Below are 19,456 nucleotides of genomic sequence, written 5' to 3' on the forward strand. Positions count from 1 at the left end.
TTTATTTTCTCAGCTTTAGGACAACATCCTCATCAGGCGTCACAAATAATGTTTGCTGCTGATCATACGTGACAAAGCCCGGTTTTGCTCCGTTTGGTTTTTTTACATGCCGGATTTTCGTATAATCGACAGGGACGGAGCTTGATTCTTTTGCCTTCGAGAAGTAGGCAGCAATTTGTGCCGCTTCAAGCAAGGTTTGTTCATCAGGCGCTTTGTGACGAATGACGACATGTGATCCAGGAATATCCTTTGTGTGCAGCCAAATGTCATCACGAGCTGCCGCCTTTGTGGTCAAATATTCGTTTTGCTTGTTGTTTTTTCCAACGAGAATCGGAACACCTTGAGAAGATTCATATGCTTCAAGCTGAATGGCCGATGGTTTTTTCTTTTTGGCGTTGCGTTTTTGTTTGGGACGCAAATATTTTCCTTCCACCAGTTCTTCTCTTATTTCCTCTAAATCTTTTGGTGAGGCAGAGGACAGCTGCTGGATCAGCTCGTCAAAATAAACAATTTCTTCATGTGTTCGCTTGATTTGTTCATTTACGGCCTCTACTGCATTTTTTGCCTTTTGGTATTTTGTAAAATACGCTTGTGCATTTTCAGAAGGGGTTTTGTTTGTTTTGAGCGGGATCGTGATCTCTCCGCCTTCTTCATCATAATAATTGATAACAGTCGCTTCTTTATCCCCTTTTTTAATCGCATATATATTGGCAGTAAGCAATTCACCATAAAGCTGATACTTATGCGCATTTTGAGATTCTTCAAGCGTTCTTTTTAGTTTTTTCAGCTTGTTTTCATTTTTCTTTTTTTCATTCGCAACAAAACGTTCAAGGTCAGCCGCCTGCTGTTTGACTCTGTCTCTTTCAGCTTTTCCGAAATAAAAACGGTCAAGTAGCTCACTAAGAGAATCAAACGTCTTCATGTCACCATCGACGTGCTGAAGTTCTAATAAATAAAAATACTCTTTCCCATCTTTTCTCGTGAGCTGAGGGGTAAAAGAATGCGCCTGAATGAGCTGAAACATCTCGAGCAATGTACTTGGAATCGTTTCCTGATTGGCAAGACCGGCCCTGTGGACAGCTTCCTTAGCAAACAGCGGAGAAACCCCAGAGAATGTATCGACAATTTGATTGGCGATTTTCCCTTCTTGAAAACGTAAATGCTTTAAAATATCTTCCTTCGTCACGTCAAAAGGATTCAGCTTTTGCTGTGCCGGCGGCAGAAGATATTGATGTCCGGGCAGCACCGTTCGATAGCTGTTCACAGATGGAGAAAGATGTTTCAGTCCGTCAATGATCTGCTCCGTTTCGTCCTCCACGAGAATTAAGTTGCTGTGCCTGCCCATAATTTCAATATACAGCTTACGGGTTTGTTCATCGCCAATTTCATTTCGGCTTCGCACGTGCAGCACGATCACCCGATCTAACCCAATTTGTTCAAAACGTTCAATGAACCCACCCTCAAGATGTTTTCTGAGAAGCATACAAAACATTGGCGGTTCGCTCGGATTATCATCATGGTGCTCAGTGAGCTGTACCCTTGCATAGCTCGGGTGAGCGGATAAAAGAAGTTTATGATTCTTCCCCTTTGACCGGATATGAAAAATCAGCTCATGCTTGTATGGCTGATGTATTTTCGAAATTCTTCCGCCAGTTAATGTTTCTTGCAATTCATTTGTCATACCGTATGTAAAAATGCCGTCAAATGACATGTTGGATACACCCTCTTCTTTCACACAAATCTACTGAAAGAACCTTACGTTTTCTCGTTCTTTAGGCAGTCTTATTATTATAGCATGATTTAGGACGAGTCTGAATAAACTGGCTTATAGAACACTGCATAAGAGAGAGAACAAAAGAGGAGTGGACGAGGTCAAATGAATTGGCATGAACTGAACCAAACCGATTTATTAAAAACAATGAATACATCGATAGGTGACGGACTGTCAGACAAAGATGTGCAAAAGCGGCTTGAAAAGCATGGGCCAAATGAATTACAGGAAGGGAAAAAGGTGTCGGCGTTCGTTATTTTTTTAGCGCAATTTAAAGACTTTATGGTGTTAATCCTGCTTGCGGCAACGATTATTTCTGCTTTTTTAGGTGAATACATTGATGCTGTGGCGATTGTGGCGATTGTGCTGATAAATGGTGTGCTTGGCTTTTATCAGGAACGCCGTGCGGAAAAGTCCCTCCAAGCACTAAAGGAATTATCAACGCCGCATGTCTATGCAAGGAGAAACAATGAATGGGTCAAGATCCCGTCAAAGCACCTCGTGCCGGGAGATATTGTGAAGTTTTCAAGCGGGGACCGAATTGGGGCAGATATCAGATTACTAGAAACAAAGAGTTTGGAAATCGAAGAATCTGCCCTCACTGGAGAGTCCATCCCAGCGGTCAAACATGCGAGTCCGCTCTCGCGAGATCATGTCTCACTTGGAGATTTGACGAACATGGCCTTTATGGGGACGCTTGTCACGAGGGGAAGCGGTGTAGGGGTTGTCATTGGTACAGGGATGAATACGGCGATGGGACAAATTGCTGGTATGCTGGATTCAGCAGGTAATATGGAAACACCGCTGCAAAGACGCCTTGAGCAGCTGGGGAAAATTTTAATTGTTGCTGCATTATTTTTAACTGTGCTTGTGGTTGTTCTTGGTGTGGTGCAAGGTCATGATTTGTATCATATGTTCTTAGCGGGTGTATCTCTCGCTGTTGCTGCGATTCCAGAAGGACTGCCGGCGATCGTCACTGTCGCACTTTCCCTAGGTGTGCAGCGGATGATTAAACAAAAATCCATTGTCAGAAAGCTGCCGGCTGTGGAAACACTCGGCTGCGCCTCGATTATTTGCTCAGATAAAACAGGCACAATGACACAAAATAAAATGACAGTGACACATGTATGGGCAGAGGGGAAAACATGGAATATTTCTGGCACGGGGTACGAGCCGTCAGGTGATTTTACCTTAAACGGAGAACTTGTCCATGTAGACAAACATCCAAGCCTGCAAAAGGTGCTATTATACGGAGCACTTTGTAATACATCGACCATCGTTGAAAAAGACGGAGAGATGAGACTTGATGGTGATCCGACAGAAGGAGCACTTCTAACCGCTGCGCGTAAAGCGGGTTTTACAGAGCAATTCATCGAAGCGGGATTTCGTGTGGTGGAGGAATTCCCTTTTGACTCTGAAAGAAAAATGATGTCAGTCGTCGTGGAAACGAATCAGAAGGAGCGGTATGTCATTGCCAAAGGGGCGCCAGATGTGCTGATGAACCGTTCAAGTCATATGATGCACGGCGGACGCACCGCCTCATTTTCAAAGGCCCACCGGCAAGAAACAGAAGCTGCCATTCAAGGTTTAGCAAGACAAGCGCTTAGAACCATTGCGATTGCATATAAAAAAGTAAGCCTGACAGAAAAAATCACCTCTGTTCAGCAGGCAGAAACTGGCCTCACATTTATCGGTCTAGAGGGCATGATTGATCCACCTCGTCCTGAAGTGAGACGAGCGATTAAAGAATGCCGGGATGCTGGCATTAAAACAGTGATGATTACAGGCGATCACGTAGAAACGGCTAAAGCGATCGCTAAAGATTTAAGTCTCTTACCGAAGCAAGGAAAGGTGCTTGATGGAAAAGCTCTGGATCAGCTAAGCGACAAAGAGCTGGAGCAAACAGCAGAAGATGTGTACGTCTTTGCCCGTGTATCACCTGAGCATAAACTGAGAATTGTGAAGGCCTATCAAAAAAATGGCCATATTGTCGCGATGACAGGTGATGGGGTGAATGATGCGCCAGCGATTAAACAGGCGGATATCGGCATATCCATGGGGATTACCGGAACAGACGTTGCCAAAGAAGCTTCTTCTCTTATTTTGCTTGATGACAACTTTGCGACCATTAAATCCGCTATTAAAGAGGGCCGGAATATTTATGAAAACATTCGCAAATTTGTCCGCTATTTGCTGGCATCGAATGTGGGAGAGATTTTGGTCATGCTGTTTGCGATGCTTCTTGCGCTTCCATTGCCTCTCGTTCCAATTCAAATTTTGTGGGTAAACCTTGTCACAGACGGCTTGCCGGCTATGGCACTTGGAATGGATAAACCAGAAGGCGATGTCATGAAGAGAAAGCCGCGGAACATGAAAGAGGGGATTTTTGCAAGAGGGCTTGGTTGGAAGGTCATATCAAGAGGGTTTCTGATCGGGATTGCCACTTTGTTAGCCTTTATGTTTGTGTATCACCGTGATCCGAACAATCTTCAATATGCGCAGACGGTTGCATTCAGCACACTCGTTTTGGCGCAGCTCATTCATGTGTTTGACTGCCGCAGTGAACGGTCTATTTTTGAACGCAATCCATTTGGGAATATGTACTTGATCGGCGCTGTTGTGTCTTCCCTGCTGCTGATGCTTGTGGTCATTTATTATCCGCCGCTTCAGCCAATTTTCAAAACGGTGGCGGTCGCACCAGTCGATTGGCTTCTGATCATCGGTATGTCTGCATTGCCAACTTTTTTACTGGCAGGATCACTTTTGACAAGAAAAAAATAATTGGTTATGGTATAATTTTGAGGTAATAGTGTCTGCTATTACCTTTTTCATTTTATTAATATGAAAGAATTGGGTGTTTTCACATGATACGCAGTATGACGGGATTCGGCCAAGCGAGTAAAACGGATGGAGAACTGACAGTGTCAGTTGAGCTAAAATCGGTCAATCACCGTTTTAAAGAGGTTCATGCCCGTTTGCCGAGGCCGCTTTTATATTTCGAAGATACATTAAAAAAAATCATTCTTCGTCACGTGCAGCGCGGTCGAATTGAGCTGTTTGTTACGATTGAAGGCGGTAAACTTGCAAGCCGGTCTTTACAGATTGACTGGCCGCTGCTTGATGAATATATGAAAGCCGCAAAAGACCTTGAGGACCGCTATCATATTTCAGGTATTCAGCATGCACATGACTTACTGAAGCTGGAACAGGCTGTTCAGGTGGAAGAGTCAGTCAGCCGAAATGAGCAGCTGGAGCATTTGCTGATAGACACTTGTGAAGAAGCTGTCAAGGAGCTTTGCTTTATGAGAGAGCGGGAGGGAACATCACTTCAAAAAGACTGTGAACTCAGGCTGTCTGAACTCGAGGCATTTACAGAAGAAATCAAAGTGTTTGCACCAGAGGTTGTGAGTCAGTACAAAGAACGATTGAATCAAAGATTGCAAGAATGGATCGGAGAGGCGCTTGAAGAGAGTAGGCTGACCACAGAAGCGGCCATCTTTGCTGATCGCTGTGACATTACAGAAGAGATTACCAGGCTGAAAAGTCATTTTCAGCAGTTTCAGCAAATTTTGACGCAAGGCGGCGCTGCCGGACGAAAGCTTGACTTTCTTGTACAGGAGCTCAACCGTGAAGTGAACACGATTGGATCAAAAGCAAACCATCACCATTTAACAAAGCTGGTGGTTGAAATGAAAAGCGCTATTGAAAAAATAAAAGAACAAGTGCAAAATATAGAATAGTCATTGTGTATGCTGTTTACAGTGCGTCTCTTTCGGCGAGACTAGAGACGTTTATATTACAGGGGGACGAAAGAAGATGACCATAAAGTTGATCAATATCGGATTTGGAAACATCATTTCAGCGAATCGGATGATTTCGATCGTCAGTCCGGAATCAGCACCGATTAAACGAATGATACAAGACGCAAGAGATCGAGGCATGCTCATTGATGCGACATACGGAAGAAGAACCCGTGCTGTTGTCATTATGGACAGTGACCATGTCATCTTATCTGCCGTTCAGCCTGAGACTGTCGCGCAAAGACTTTCTGTAAAAGAAGAAATCATAGATGAAGGGCAGGGGTAATACGCCATTATGAAAGAAAGAGGACTTTTAATCGTTCTCTCTGGACCTTCGGGAGTTGGAAAAGGAACGGTCAGACAAGCCATTTTCTCCCAGGAAGATACGAAATTTGAATACTCTATTTCTGTGACAACCCGCAAACCGCGTGAAGGTGAAAGAAATGGTGTTGATTATTTCTTTAAAACCAGGGAAGAATTTGAACATATGATTGAAAACAAAAAGCTGTTAGAATGGGCAGAATATGTCGGGAATTACTACGGCACGCCTGTTGACTATGTAGAACAAACATTGAGCGAAGGAAAAGATGTTTTCCTTGAAATCGAAGTGCAAGGTGCACTTCAAGTAAGAGAAGCATTCCCGGAAGGTCTCTTTATTTTCCTTGCACCGCCAAGTCTTTCAGAACTTCAAAACCGCATTATTACACGCGGGACAGAATCTGAGGATCTCATTCGTAACCGAATGGCTGCTGCAAAAGAAGAAATTGAAATGATGGATGCTTATGACTATGTCGTTGAAAACGACGATGTCGAGCTTGCATGTGAAAGAATTAAAGCGATCGTCCTTGCAGAGCACCTGCGAAGAGACAGAGTCGCACCAAGATATAAAAAAATGCTGGGGGTAGAATAAACCATGTTAGATCCTTCAATTGACTCATTGATGAACAAACTTGACTCAAAATATACACTTGTCACAGTGTCTGCACGCCGTGCACGTGAAATGCAAATCCATCAAGATCAACAAATCGAAAACACAAAATCCTACAAATTTGTAGGGAAAGCTCTTGAAGAAATCGATGCTGGTCTTTTGACATTTGAAAAAGAAGAGCAAGAATAACATCGCTTCTGCTATGCAGATACGATACGTTCAAAAAAGTCAAAACTATGATTGGTTTTGACTTTTTTGAATTGTAGACGAATTTGTGAAAAAGGCCGTTAAGGGGGACAAACAAATGTTACAGTCAAAAAATATTTTACTCGGCGTCAGCGGAGGAATCGCCGTATATAAAGCAGCTGCACTCACTAGTAAACTCGTACAGGCAGGCGCAAACGTAAGAGTGATTATGACAGAATCTGCCCGTGAGTTTGTGTCTCCGCTCACCTTTCAAGCCCTATCTCGGCATGAGGTGTATGTGGATACATTTAAAGAAAATAATCCAAAAGTCATAGCGCATATTGATGTAGCTGACTGGGCCGATCTCATTCTTGTTGCCCCTGCAACAGCACATACCATTGGTAAAATGGCCGCAGGACTTGCTGATGATATGCTCACAACGACCTTGCTTGCTTCAACAGCTCCTGTATGGGTTGCACCGGCTATGAATGTGCACATGTATGACCATCCAGCTGTCAAGCGAAACATCCGCACTTTATATGGAGACGGCTACCGGTTTATAGAGCCAAGTGAAGGCTATTTAGCATGCGGCTACATTGGAAAAGGACGCTTAGAGGAGCCTGAAAAAATTGTTGAACACATCCGTGCGTTTTTTGATGAGCCAACCAGCTTGCCGCTTTCAGGCAAAAAAGTCGTGGTCACAGCTGGTCCTACACGAGAAGTGATCGACCCTGTTCGTTTCCTTTCAAATCGATCTTCTGGGAAAATGGGCTATGCCATTGCAGAAGCTGCCGAGCAAATGGGGGCTGATGTCACGCTCATTTCAGGACCTGTTTCGTTAACTGCACCTGAGCATGTGGATGTAGTGCAAGTGGAATCGGCTGAGGAGATGTATCAAGCAGCGTTAGAGGTGTACGAGTCAGCAGATATAGTGATAAAATCAGCAGCCGTTGCCGATTATACGCCTGTCACGACGTATTCTCATAAAATGAAAAAACAAGACGGTGAACTAGCGGTTGAATTTAAGCGGACGAAAGATATTTTAAAAGAGCTTGGGAAAAGAAAAGAACATCAGGTGCTAGTCGGCTTTGCAGCTGAGACGCAGGATGTTGAATACTATGCGAAAAAGAAAATCGAATCCAAGCATTTAGATATGATTGTCGCGAACAATGTTGCAGCAGAGGGCGCAGGCTTTGGCACAGATACAAATGTCGCAGCATTGATCAAAGCAGACGGAACAAAAAAAGAGCTGCCAATGATGAGCAAAAAAGATCTTGCCTTTGAAATCTTACAGGAGGCAAAGCAGCTGCTGCCAAAAGAGCGTGATCGAGCATGATTGCTGAAGTGATCGTCGATGTCACAACGAAAGCCATTGACAGGCCATTTGACTATCGTGTGCCAGACCGCTTTAAAGGCCTTGTCAAGGCTGGTATGAGGGTAGTGGTTCCTTTTGGCCCAAGGAAGATTCAAGGGTTTGTGACAAAAATCAAAGAAGAAACAGACGTACAGTCAGGAAACATCAAGGACATTGTCGATTTATTTGATTTATCTCCTGTTCTGACAGATGAGCTATTGGAGCTTTCCCACTGGCTGACGGAAAAAACATTGTCCTATCATATTACGGCGCTTCAATCGATGCTTCCAGCAGCGATGAAAGCCAAATATGAAAAAGAAATTCAGGTGTTATCAGCTGAGGAACTTCCGCAGTCATTGAAAGAGCTTTTCGGTCAGCAAGAGAGCATCCTTTACGCTGACATTCCGCCTGAACAGCTGAAGCCTATTCAAAAGCATGTCCAAAAAGGCCATCTAGAAGTCAGATATCACGTCTCACAAAAATCCGGAAAGAAAAAGGTGCGGACACTTCAGGTAGCAGTTACGAAAGAAAAACTTGAAGAAAAACAGAAGCAGTTAAAGAAAAATGCGGTGAAACAGAAGGCGCTGCTTACCTTTTTATTTCAAGCGAATGAAACGACGTTTTTAGCAAAAGATTTGCAGCAGCAAACAGGTGCTAGTTCTCAAACGATAAAAGCTTTGATTCAAGAAGGCCTGTTAACAGAAAGCTATGAAGAGATTTATCGAGATCCTTATCGGGATAGGGAGTTTACACCATCTACTCCTCTTGATCTCACAACAGAGCAAGCAGAAGCGGCAAAACCCATTCATCAAGCAGTGAGCGATGAAAAACATGAAACGTTTTTACTGCACGGGGTCACAGGAAGCGGTAAAACCGAAATTTATTTACAGACGATTGATCATGTCCTCCAAAAGGGAAAAGAAGCGATCGTCCTAGTTCCTGAAATTTCATTAACGCCTCAAATGGTCCAGCGTTTTAAAGAGCGCTTCGGCTCCAATGTGGCTGTCCTTCATAGCGGCTTATCGACTGGGGAAAAATACGATGAATGGCGGAAAATCCACCGCAAGGAAGTCAAACTTGTCGTTGGCGCAAGATCGGCTGTTTTTGCCCCGTTTGAGAATTTAGGAATGATCATTATAGATGAAGAACACGAATCTTCATATAAACAAGAAGAAATGCCTCGGTATCATGCGAAAGATGTGGCCATTGAACGAGCAGGGCGGCACCAATGTCCGGTTGTATTAGGCAGTGCAACGCCTTCACTTGAGTCATATGCGCGTGCGAAAAAGGGTGTGTATACACTGCTGACGCTCAAACGGCGCGTCAATCAGCAGCAGCTGCCGCACGTTTCGTTAATTGATATGAGAGAAGAATTAAGAAACGGCAACCGCTCCATGTTCTCAGAAGAATTAATGCTCAGGTTAAAAGAAGTACTTGAAAGGAAAGAGCAGGCGGTTTTATTTCTCAATAAAAGAGGTTATTCATCCTTTGTGATGTGCCGGGATTGCGGATATGTGGAACAATGTCCTCATTGTGAGATATCTCTCACTTATCACCGCTTTCAAAAACGGCTGAAGTGCCATTACTGCGGTCACGAAGCTCCTGTACCTGCAGAATGTCCAGAATGCCATAGTGAGCATATTCGCTATTTTGGTACAGGCACGCAGCGTGTGGAAGAAGAGCTGACGAAGGTATTGCCAGAAGCAAGGGTCATCCGAATGGATGTAGATACAACCTCTCGGAAAGGCGCACACGAAAAGCTTCTCACGTCCTTTGGTAATAAAGAAGCAGACATTCTGCTTGGGACGCAAATGATTGCAAAAGGATTAGACTTCCCAGATGTTACACTTGTCGGTGTCCTTAGTGCGGATACGTCTCTTCACATCCCTGATTTTCGTTCAAGTGAAAAAACGTTTCAGCTTCTTACACAAGTAAGCGGACGTGCGGGACGTCATGAAAAAGCGGGGTCAGTCATTATTCAATCATATACACCTTCGCATTATAGTATTGAATTAACCAAACAGCATGATTATGAAGCCTTTTATGAGCAGGAGATGTTGCACCGTCGTCATCAGTCCTATCCGCCATTTTATTTTTTGGCGATGGTGACTGTATCACATGAAGAAGTGACAAAGGCAGCGCATGTCACAGACAAAATTGTTCAGTTCCTGAAAATGAATTGTGCACCGAATACAAGAATTCTCGGTCCTGCTGCTTCTCCGATCGCTAAGATCAAAGATAGATATCGATATCAATGCGTGATAAAATACAAAAGGGAAAATGAACTGGCAAGTTTATTACGAAAAATACAAGATCATTATCAAAAAGAAATGGAACAAAAACAGTTGATGATATCAATCGATATGAATCCATATATGATGATGTAAAACGGAGGTCTTTTCGTGGCAATCAAACCGATAGTCTTACATCCTGCAGACGTGCTTGAACAACAAACAGAGCTTGTTGATACATTCGATAAAAAACTGAAAAAACTGCTGGATGATATGTATGATACAATGCTTGAACTAGATGGAGTCGGCCTAGCCGCACCACAAATCGGCATCTCAAAAAGAATCGCCGTGGTCGATATCGGAGAAGATTCTGGGAGGATTGACTTAGTAAATCCTGAGATTCTTGAAGTGGAAGGGAGCCAGACAGACATTGAAGGCTGCCTGAGCTTTCCATCTTTGTACGGAACGGTTGAAAGACCAAATTATGTGAAGGTGAAAGCCTTTGATAAGAAAGGCAAACCATTTACAATAGAAGCAGAAGGATTTTTAGCAAGAGCTTTATTGCATGAAATTGATCACTTAGACGGCGTATTATTCACGTCGAAGATCATTCAAACGTATACAGAAAAAGAACTTGCGGAAATGGAAGGGTGAAGAAAATGGCACGTATCGTATTTATGGGAACCCCTGATTTCTCAGTACCTGTGCTGCAAACACTTATAACAGAAGGATACGAAGTTGTCGGGGTCGTCACACAGCCAGATCGCCCGAAAGGCAGAAAACGAGTGCTCACGCCGCCTCCTGTAAAAGTAGAAGCCTTAAAACACGGCATTCCAGTTTTACAGCCTGAAAAGGTACGTCTTGATGAAGAAATTGATAAAGTGCTTGCGTTAAAGCCAGATTTGATCGTAACAGCAGCATTCGGACAAATTTTGCCAAAAAGATTACTTGATGAACCTGAATTTGGCTGTATCAACGTTCATGCTTCACTGCTGCCAGAACTAAGAGGCGGTGCACCGATCCATTATGCGATCCTGCAAGGCAAAAAGAAAACAGGCGTGACGATCATGTATATGGTAGAAAAGCTTGATGCAGGTGACATGATTAGCAAAGTAGAAGTAGAAATTGATGAATTAGACAACGTCGGAACACTGCACGATAAATTAAGTGTGGCTGGTGCGGCCTTATTAAAAGACACAGTTCCAAATGTGTTAAGCAGGTCTATCTCGCCAATTCCGCAAAATGAAGAGGCAGCAACGTATGCACCAAATATTAAGCGGGAGCAGGAAAGGTTAGACTGGACCAAGCCAGGAGAAGAGCTTTACAACCAAGTTCGCGGCTTAAATCCATGGCCAGTTGCCTATACTGAATGGAACGGTGCTAACTTAAAAGTATGGGAAGCGAAAAAAGTTCCGCTTCAAGCACCAGAAGAACCTGGGAAAGTGATTGAGCTTCAAAAAGAAGGACCAGTCGTTGGAACAGGAAATCAGCTAGGCCTTTTATTAACGAGTGTACAGCCCGCTGGAAAGAAAAAAATGAGCGGTGAAGACTTCTTAAGAGGCGCAAATATCGAAATTGGACAGAAATTAGGGCTAATCAATGAAGAAAAGTAATGTGAGAGAAGTAGCACTAGACGCTTTGATCAAACTCGAACAAAATCAAGCCTACAGTAACTTGCTTTTGCAGTCAGTGATGAAAGAGAAAGAACTCTCCGATCAAGACAAACCGCTATTAACAGAACTTGTATACGGTACACTGCAAAACAAGCTGGCACTTGATTATATGCTCACACCCTTTGTGAAAAAACCGCAAAAACTGGCTCCTTGGGTGATGCAACTTTTGCGGATGTCTCTTTATCAGATGGTTTATCTTGAAAAAATTCCAGATCGTGCAGCCATCCACGAAGCAGTGGAACTAACGAAAAAGCGCGGACATAAAGGTATTTCTTCACTAGTCAACGGCGTTCTTCGTTCTGTGCAAAGAGAAGGCGTGCCATCATTTGATGCGATCAAAGATCCGGTCAAGCGGCTATCGGTTGAGACAAGCCATCCATTGTGGCTCGTACAAGAATGGGTGGAGGCGTACGGTTTTGAAGCAGCAGAAAGCATGTGCCGTATTCATTTAGTCCCGCCAAAGCAGACATTGCGTGTCAATCAAATGAAAAAAAACCGCACTGCACTGCAGCAAGAACTCATGGATGCAGGAATTGAGACAGAGCTCGGCGATCTCTCTGAGGATGCACTCAAACTCATGAAAGGATCTATCGTATCCACTCCTTTCTTTCAAGAGGGCTTTGTCACGATCCAAGATGAAAGCTCCATGCTTGTCGCAAGAGCGCTGGACCCTCAGCCGGGAGAAATGGTGCTTGATGCCTGTGCCGCCCCTGGTGGTAAATCAACACATATTGCAGAGCGAATGAACGATGAGGGGAACATTGTGTCTCTTGATTTACATGAGCACAAAGTAAAACTGATCAAACAGGCGGCAAAGCGTCTGAACTTAACGCATATTGAGGCAAAAGCGCTTGATGCAAGAAAAGCATCCGACCATTATGATGATGCTTCGTTTGACCGTATTCTTATTGATGCACCATGTTCAGGTTTTGGCGTCATCAGACGAAAACCAGATATGAAATATACAAAGTCCTCGGAAGACTCAGCAAGACTTGCGACAATTCAGCAATCGATCTTGCATGAAACAGCCCAGCTGCTAAAGCCAGGCGGAACCCTTGTATATAGTACATGTACAATGGATCCAACAGAAAATCAACAAGTGATTCATGCGTTTTTACAAGAACACCAAGACTTCGAACCCGATCTATCTCTTAATGAACGGCTGCCTGAGCAGGTTGCTCCGTTTGTTCAAAACGGAAGTCTACAAATACTTCCTCATTATTTCGGAACAGATGGTTTCTTTATTTGCAGCATGAGAAAGAAGGGATAAAAAATGACAGAACAAAAACAAAAAGTAAGAAAAGAACTGAAAACAGACATGCCGTCGATCTACTCGTTTGAGCTAAATGAAATCAAAGACTGGTTAAAGGAACAAGGCGAAAAGCCTTTCCGTGCAACACAAATTTTTGAGTGGCTTTATGAAAAACGCGTCACATCCTTTGATGAAATGTCTAACCTATCAAAGGAATTAAGAGAAAAATTAAAAGATCAATTCGCCATCACGACTTTAAAAACAGTGATCAAACAAACATCTCAAGATGGAACGATCAAGTTCTTATTTGAATTACACGATGGCTATACCATTGAAACCGTGCTAATGCGCCACGAATACGGCAACTCTGTCTGCGTCACAACACAGGTTGGCTGCCGGATTGGTTGTACATTCTGTGCATCTACACTTGGTGGTTTGAAACGTAACCTTGAGGCGGGAGAAATTGTGGCCCAAGTATTGAAAGTACAACAGGCGCTTGACGAAACAGATGAACGCGTCAGCTCAGTTGTCATCATGGGAATTGGCGAACCGTTTGATAACTTTGATGAAATGCTTGCATTCCTTAAAATCATTAACCATGACAACGGCTTAAATATTGGAGCACGTCATATTACGGTTTCGACGAGCGGGATCATTCCAAAGATTTATCAATTTGCGGATGAGCAAATGCAAATCAACTTTGCTGTCTCCCTGCACGCACCAAATACTGAAATTCGAAGCCGCCTCATGCCAATCAATAAGGCATACAAGCTGCCAAAATTAATGGAAGCTATTGAATACTACATTCAAAAAACAGGCAGACGCGTGAGCTTTGAATACGGTCTGTTTGGCGGAGTCAATGATCAAGTCCATCACGCAGAAGAACTTGCTGATTTATTAAAAGGAATCAAATGCCATGTAAACCTCATCCCGGTGAACTATGTACCAGAAAGAGATTACGTGAGAACACCAAGAGAACAAATCTTCCTATTTGAAAAAACGCTGAAAGAACGAGGCGTAAACGTAACGATTAGACGAGAGCAAGGCCATGATATTGATGCTGCTTGCGGTCAGCTAAGAGCGAAGGAGCGTCAGGAAGAGACGAGGTGACGAATGTTGATAAGGGCAGCCTTTCAAACCGATACAGGAAAAGTCCGTCAGCATAATGAAGATGATGCAGGTATTTTTGAAGCAAAAGAAGACACACTTCTAGCTGTTGTAGCAGATGGAATGGGAGGTCATCTTGCTGGTGATGTAGCCAGCAAGATGGCAGTTTCTTCTTTAAAAGAATACTGGCAAGAAACATCTTCAATTCCAAATAAACCAGCCGATCAAGAAAATTGGTTAATCTCAAAAATTAGCGACATTAATGACCAAGTATACGAACATGCGAAAAACAATGAGGAATGCCAAGGAATGGGGACGACTATCGTTTGTGCGCTCGTTCATTTGCAAACGGTCACAATTGCCCATATTGGTGACAGCCGCTGCTACTTGCTAAGAGAAGGCGCGCTGACCCAATTAACAGATGATCACTCACTAGTGAATGAGTTAGTGAAAACAGGAGAGATTTCAAAAGCGGATGCAGAATATCATCCAAGAAAAAATGTGCTAACCAAAGCGTTAGGAACGGATAAACACGTTCAAATTGATGCACGAACTTTTGAAGTGGATCCAGGAGATCAAATTTTGCTTTGCTCAGACGGATTATCGAATAAAGTAGAAGAAGAACATTTGATTCAGATTTTATCGCAAACAACCGCACCAGATGAAAAAGTAACAGAGTTAGTTCAAACAGCGAATGACAACGGCGGTGAAGATAACATTACAGCAGTACTGTTAGAAATCTCCTCCCAAACAGAGGAGGGTGACAGCAAGTGTTGATCGGAAAAAGGATCAGCGGCCGTTATCAAATTCTTCGTGCCATAGGCGGAGGCGGAATGGCCAACGTTTATTTAGCGGAGGATATGATTTTAGATCGCGAAGTGGCGATTAAAATTTTACGGTTTGACTTTGCAAGCGATGATGATTTTATTAGACGGTTCCGGAGAGAAGCGCAATCAGCAGCCAGCTTAGATCATCCGAATATTGTCAGTATCTACGATGTAGGGGAAGAAGATGACATTTATTATATTGTCATGGAATATGTCGAGGGGATGACGCTGAAGGAATACATACACGCAAATGGACCGCTTCATCCAAAAGAAGCCGTTCGCATCATGGAGCAAGTCGTTGCGGCGATGGAAGAAGCCCATGCGAAACAGCTCGTCCATCGAGACATTAAGCCTCACAATATATTAATAGACAACTTGGGGAATATCAAAGTCACTGATTTTGGCATTGCCATGGCGCTTAGCTCAGCGACCATTACCCATACGAATTCTGTTCTTGGCTCCGTGCATTATTTGTCCCCAGAGCAAGCGCGCGGCGGTCTTGCAACGAAAAAGTCAGACATTTATTCACTTGGTATTGTTCTTTATGAGCTGATTTCAGGACGCATGCCATTTGAAGGAGAATCCGCTGTCAGTGTCGCACTGAAGCATTTGCAATCAGAGCCGCCATCTGTGAGAAGATGGAATCCTTCTGTTCCGCAAAGCGTGGAGAACATCATTTTAAAATCGATGGCCAAAGATCCATTCTATCGATACGAAGATGCATCTGAAATGCAAAAAGACTTAAAAACGGCTTTTGACCCTGCAAGACTAAAAGAAAAGCGCTTTGTCATTGAAGAAGATCATGAAGCAACAAAAGCCATTCCTATTATAAAAGATCATCAAGTCGATCAAGACAATGAAAAAACAGCCGTCCACCCGGTTCAAAAACCAAAGAAAAAAGAGAAACAAAAGCCGAAGAAAAAACGGAAAAAATGGCCGTGGATTGTAGCGTCGATCTTATTTATTTTGACGGCTGCGACCATTTTAGCGATCACGGTATTCCCAGGATTACTCTTTCCAAAGGATGTAGAGGTGACCGATGTTTCTGGCATGACGGTTGAAAAAGCGGAAGACACCTTGAAGAAAGCCGGGTTTACCGTCGCTTCTGAACCCATTGATATTGCCGACGAGAAGATTGAAAAAGGGCTGGTTGTCAAAACAGACCCGAAAATCGGAACAAAGGTAAAAGAAGGGACAGAAATTCAGCTTTATCAAAGTACAGGTAAAGAAAAAACCGAATTACCTGATGTAACAGGTGAAAAGGTCGAGAAAGCAAAAGAACTATTAGAGAAAAAAGGGTTTAAACAGGTTGTTGTGGAGGAAGTGAATGATAATGACACAGAATCAGGCATTGTCATGGAACAGAAACCTTCTGCGAATACAGAACTTGTCGCAGCAGATGAAGAAGTCACATTGACCGTCAGTATAGGCCCTGCCGATATTACCTTACGGGATTTAACGACGTATAGTAAACAGGCCGCATCAAATTATCTAGAGGATAATGGACTAAAGCTAGATGAAAAAGAAGCATATTCTGACGATGTGCCAAAAGGTGAGGTCATGAAGCAGGAACCGGGAGCGGGGACAGCTGTTAAACCTGGTGATACGGTTAAAGTTACGTTCTCTCTTGGCCCAAAAGAGAAACCGGCTAAAACGGTGACTGAAAAGATTGCGATCCCGTATGAACCAGAAACAGAAGGACAAGAAATGAATGTTCAAATATCTATTGATGACGCAGAACATAGCATTTCTGATTTATATGAAACCTTTAAAATCACTGCGCCCACTGAGCGAACGATTAAATTTAAGATAGAACCTGGTCAAAAAGGATACTATCAGGTGACAGTGGATGATAAAGTAGTGAGCTCCAAAACGATTGAATACCCTGATGATGAATAAAGGAGGGACTTTATGCCTGAGGGCAAAATTATTAAAGCATTAAGCGGATTTTATTATGTGCTGGATGAGTCTCTAGAAAGTGGCAAAGTAATTCAGTGTAGAGCGAGAGGGATTTTTCGTAAAAACAAAATAACCCCTCTTGTTGGAGATTATGTCGTCTATCAAGCAGATAACGATAAGGAAGGCTATTTGCTGGAAGTAAAAGAGCGGACCAATGAGCTGATTCGGCCGCCTATTAGCAACGTTGATCAAGCGGTGCTCGTTTTCTCAGCAGCAGAGCCGACCTTTAGTACATCGCTTTTAGACAGATTCCTAGTGCTTGTTGAAGAGAGCCAGATTGAACCGATTATCTGCATCACAAAAATGGACTTGCTGAAAACAGAGCAAGAGCGAGAAACGATTCAAGCCTATGCAGAAGACTATCGCCAAATTGGATACGACGTTCATTTAACATCGACGATCGAAGGGGATGGAATTGAAAAGCTGACCCCGCATTTCCATCACAAGATTACTGTATTTGCAGGTCAATCAGGTGTAGGGAAGTCTTCTCTCTTAAATGCGATGAGTCCTGATTTAGCACTGAAAACAAATGATATTTCCTCCCATCTTGGCAGGGGGAAACATACAACAAGACATGTGGAACTCATTCGAACGGCTGAAGGGCTCATTGCTGATACACCAGGATTCAGCTCGCTTGAATTTACAGGTATCGAAGCGGAAGATTTAGGGCTCTATTTCTTAGAAATCAGAGAGAAGAGTGCAGAATGTAAATTCAGGGGCTGTTTGCACGTAAAAGAGCCTGGATGTGCGGTAAAAGAGGCAGTAGAACACGATCGCATCAGAGAGTATCGCTATCAGCATTATTTAGAGTTTTTAACTGAAATTAAAGATAGAAAGCCGAGGTACTAAGTCATGGTTTATATTGCCCCATCCATTTTATCAGCCGATTTTGCCAATCTGGAGAAAGATATCCGTGATGTGGAACAAGGTGGAGCGGATTATATTCATATTGATGTGATGGACGGTCATTTTGTACCGAATATGACATTTGGACCAAATGTAGTGGAGGCGATCAGGCCGCATACAAAGCTGCCGCTCGATGTTCACTTAATGATTGAGCAGCCAGACCAGTATATCCCTGCATTTGCAAAAGCGGGCGCTGATATTATTTCTGTTCATGTCGAGGCGTGTCCACACTTACATCGCACGATTCAGCATATAAAAGAACAAGGTGTCAAAGCAGGGGTTGTTTTAAACCCGCACACACCCGTTTCTCAAATCGCGCATGTATTAGAGGATGTTGACCTAGTCTTATTCATGACGGTGAACCCTGGTTTTGGCGGACAGGCGTTTATTCCATCTGTTCTCTCAAAGGTAAAAGAAGTAAAGACACTTAGTGAACAAAAAGGCTTAACTGATTTACTCATTGAAATAGATGGCGGTGTCAATGTAGAGACAGCAAAGAGCTGCAAAGAAGCAGGCGCTAATCTACTTGTTGCCGGCTCAGCGGTATATGGGAAAGATGACCGCGCGGCGGCCATTCAGGCCATTCGAGAAGCATAAGAAAAGGAACCAAAGTCATTGTGATCTTTGGTTCTTTTTCAATGGAGAGGAGCGTAATCATGCACATACATATCGTAGCCGGCGGTCCTTTTGCGTACATCCCGCCGCTTGATCATGAAGCATCTGAGGAGGACATTCTCTGGGTCGGCGTAGATCGGGGGACCCTTTTCTTACTAGAGCATGGCATTGTACCTGACAGAGCATTTGGTGATTTTGATAGTGTGACAGAAGAAGAGCTTCATGAACTGAAAAAGAAATTGCCTGCACTCAATTTATTTCAGGCAGAGAAAGATGAAACGGATTTAGAACTTGCGCTGAACTGGTCTTTGCGTCAGAATCCAGCACATATTCAAATTTACGGCATCACAGGCGGAAGAGCAGATCATTTTCTTGGGAATATCCATCTCCTTTACAAAGGCATTCAGCACAAACAGAGCATGACCCTTGTAGATAAACAAAATATCATTCAAATGTTTGGACCTGGTACATACGAAATCAAACAAGACTCGGATAAAAAATATGTGTCGTTTTTGCCCTTCGGTACATCGGTTGAAAAGCTGACATTAAAAGGTTTCAAATATCCTCTGAAAAATTGTCATATTGAGCCTGGTTCCACACTATGTATTAGTAACGAACTCATCCACTCAAATGGTACTTTTTCTTTTCATGAAGGCATATTAATAATGGTAAGAAGCAAAGATTGACCAACCTATCAATGTGGATGGCTGATTAAGCTCAATTGTGCTGCAAGCGGTACTTTTAGGAGGGGGACAAAATGAAATTTTATACAATCAAACTGCCTAGATTTCTTGGCGGCATTGTCCGTGCGATGCTTGGTTCATTTAAGAAAGATTAATGAGTAATC

Annotated in this window: 18 protein-coding genes; 17 read left to right on the forward strand and 1 reads right to left on the reverse strand. The window is 43.2% G+C overall.

The window, feature by feature from the left end; translation table 11 throughout:
• Window position 1: 1 nt before the first annotated feature.
• Complete coding sequence (locus NSQ64_RS08625; RefSeq protein ID WP_327872177.1) at window positions 2-1,711, reverse strand: Rqc2 family fibronectin-binding protein; 1,710 nt, start codon at window positions 1,709-1,711, stop codon at window positions 2-4.
• Window positions 1,712-1,876: 165 nt separating this feature from the next.
• Between NSQ64_RS08625 and NSQ64_RS08630 the strand changes: the two genes are divergently transcribed.
• From NSQ64_RS08630 to spoVM, 17 genes are all read left to right on the forward strand, one after another.
• Window positions 1,877-4,552: a calcium-translocating P-type ATPase, SERCA-type gene (locus NSQ64_RS08630; RefSeq protein ID WP_178896655.1), complete on the forward strand. Its 2,676-nt coding sequence runs from the start codon at window positions 1,877-1,879 to the stop codon at window positions 4,550-4,552.
• Between the two features lie 83 nt (window positions 4,553-4,635).
• Window positions 4,636-5,511, forward strand: coding sequence for a YicC/YloC family endoribonuclease (locus NSQ64_RS08635; RefSeq protein ID WP_178896654.1), 876 nt, complete (start codon window positions 4,636-4,638; stop codon window positions 5,509-5,511).
• Window positions 5,512-5,587: 76 nt separating this feature from the next.
• Window positions 5,588-5,857 (forward strand): extracellular matrix/biofilm regulator RemA, encoded by a 270-nt coding sequence (remA, locus tag NSQ64_RS08640; RefSeq protein ID WP_008344898.1) that lies wholly within the window; start codon window positions 5,588-5,590, stop codon window positions 5,855-5,857.
• 9 nt (window positions 5,858-5,866) lie between these two features.
• Window positions 5,867-6,481, forward strand: coding sequence for a guanylate kinase (gene gmk, locus NSQ64_RS08645; RefSeq protein ID WP_007499680.1), 615 nt, complete (start codon window positions 5,867-5,869; stop codon window positions 6,479-6,481).
• Between the two features lie 3 nt (window positions 6,482-6,484).
• The gene (gene rpoZ / locus NSQ64_RS08650) at window positions 6,485-6,688 is read left to right on the forward strand and encodes a DNA-directed RNA polymerase subunit omega (protein ID WP_008344896.1); all 204 of its coding nucleotides are present in this window, start codon (window positions 6,485-6,487) and stop codon (window positions 6,686-6,688) included.
• Window positions 6,689-6,803: 115 nt separating this feature from the next.
• Window positions 6,804-8,021, forward strand: coding sequence for a bifunctional phosphopantothenoylcysteine decarboxylase/phosphopantothenate--cysteine ligase CoaBC (gene coaBC, locus NSQ64_RS08655; RefSeq protein ID WP_341016007.1), 1,218 nt, complete (start codon window positions 6,804-6,806; stop codon window positions 8,019-8,021).
• Complete coding sequence (priA, locus tag NSQ64_RS08660; RefSeq protein WP_047947053.1) at window positions 8,018-10,426, forward strand: primosomal protein N'; 2,409 nt, start codon at window positions 8,018-8,020, stop codon at window positions 10,424-10,426. Before coaBC ends, priA begins: the two co-directional genes overlap by 4 nt.
• Before the next feature lie 15 nt (window positions 10,427-10,441).
• Window positions 10,442-10,924: a peptide deformylase gene (gene def, locus NSQ64_RS08665; protein ID WP_017359337.1), complete on the forward strand. Its 483-nt coding sequence runs from the start codon at window positions 10,442-10,444 to the stop codon at window positions 10,922-10,924.
• Between the two features lie 5 nt (window positions 10,925-10,929).
• A complete protein-coding gene (gene fmt / locus NSQ64_RS08670) occupies window positions 10,930-11,883 on the forward strand; it encodes a methionyl-tRNA formyltransferase (protein WP_041090553.1) in 954 nt (317 codons plus the stop codon).
• Window positions 11,870-13,213 (forward strand): 16S rRNA (cytosine(967)-C(5))-methyltransferase RsmB, encoded by a 1,344-nt coding sequence (rsmB, locus tag NSQ64_RS08675; RefSeq protein WP_341016012.1) that lies wholly within the window; start codon window positions 11,870-11,872, stop codon window positions 13,211-13,213. The genes fmt and rsmB overlap by 14 nt, the downstream gene beginning before the upstream one ends.
• A gap of 3 nt (window positions 13,214-13,216) precedes the next feature.
• Entirely contained in the window at window positions 13,217-14,305 is a 1,089-nt protein-coding gene (gene rlmN / locus NSQ64_RS08680; protein ID WP_024720337.1) for a 23S rRNA (adenine(2503)-C(2))-methyltransferase RlmN, read from the forward strand.
• A gap of 3 nt (window positions 14,306-14,308) precedes the next feature.
• The gene (locus NSQ64_RS08685) at window positions 14,309-15,079 is read left to right on the forward strand and encodes a Stp1/IreP family PP2C-type Ser/Thr phosphatase (RefSeq protein WP_034647887.1); all 771 of its coding nucleotides are present in this window, start codon (window positions 14,309-14,311) and stop codon (window positions 15,077-15,079) included.
• Window positions 15,073-17,028: a Stk1 family PASTA domain-containing Ser/Thr kinase gene (pknB, locus tag NSQ64_RS08690; protein WP_341016016.1), complete on the forward strand. Its 1,956-nt coding sequence runs from the start codon at window positions 15,073-15,075 to the stop codon at window positions 17,026-17,028. Before NSQ64_RS08685 ends, pknB begins: the two co-directional genes overlap by 7 nt.
• 12 nt (window positions 17,029-17,040) lie before the next feature.
• The gene (rsgA, locus tag NSQ64_RS08695; protein ID WP_017367225.1) at window positions 17,041-17,937 is read left to right on the forward strand and encodes a ribosome small subunit-dependent GTPase A; all 897 of its coding nucleotides are present in this window, start codon (window positions 17,041-17,043) and stop codon (window positions 17,935-17,937) included.
• A 3-nt stretch (window positions 17,938-17,940) separates the two neighbouring features.
• Window positions 17,941-18,591, forward strand: a complete 651-nt coding sequence (gene rpe, locus NSQ64_RS08700) for a ribulose-phosphate 3-epimerase (protein ID WP_017367226.1) — start codon at window positions 17,941-17,943, stop codon at window positions 18,589-18,591.
• Between the two features lie 59 nt (window positions 18,592-18,650).
• On the forward strand, window positions 18,651-19,295 hold the full coding sequence (locus tag NSQ64_RS08705) for a thiamine diphosphokinase (RefSeq protein ID WP_047947055.1): 645 nt from the start codon (window positions 18,651-18,653) through the stop codon (window positions 19,293-19,295).
• A 71-nt stretch (window positions 19,296-19,366) separates the two neighbouring features.
• A complete protein-coding gene (spoVM, locus tag NSQ64_RS08710) occupies window positions 19,367-19,447 on the forward strand; it encodes a stage V sporulation protein SpoVM (protein ID WP_008354550.1) in 81 nt (26 codons plus the stop codon).
• Window positions 19,448-19,456: the final 9 nt, after the last annotated feature.

Source organism: Bacillus sp. FSL W8-0183 (assembly GCF_038006825.1).
In the GTDB taxonomy this organism is placed as follows: Bacteria; Bacillota; Bacilli; order Bacillales; family Bacillaceae; genus Bacillus; species Bacillus altitudinis.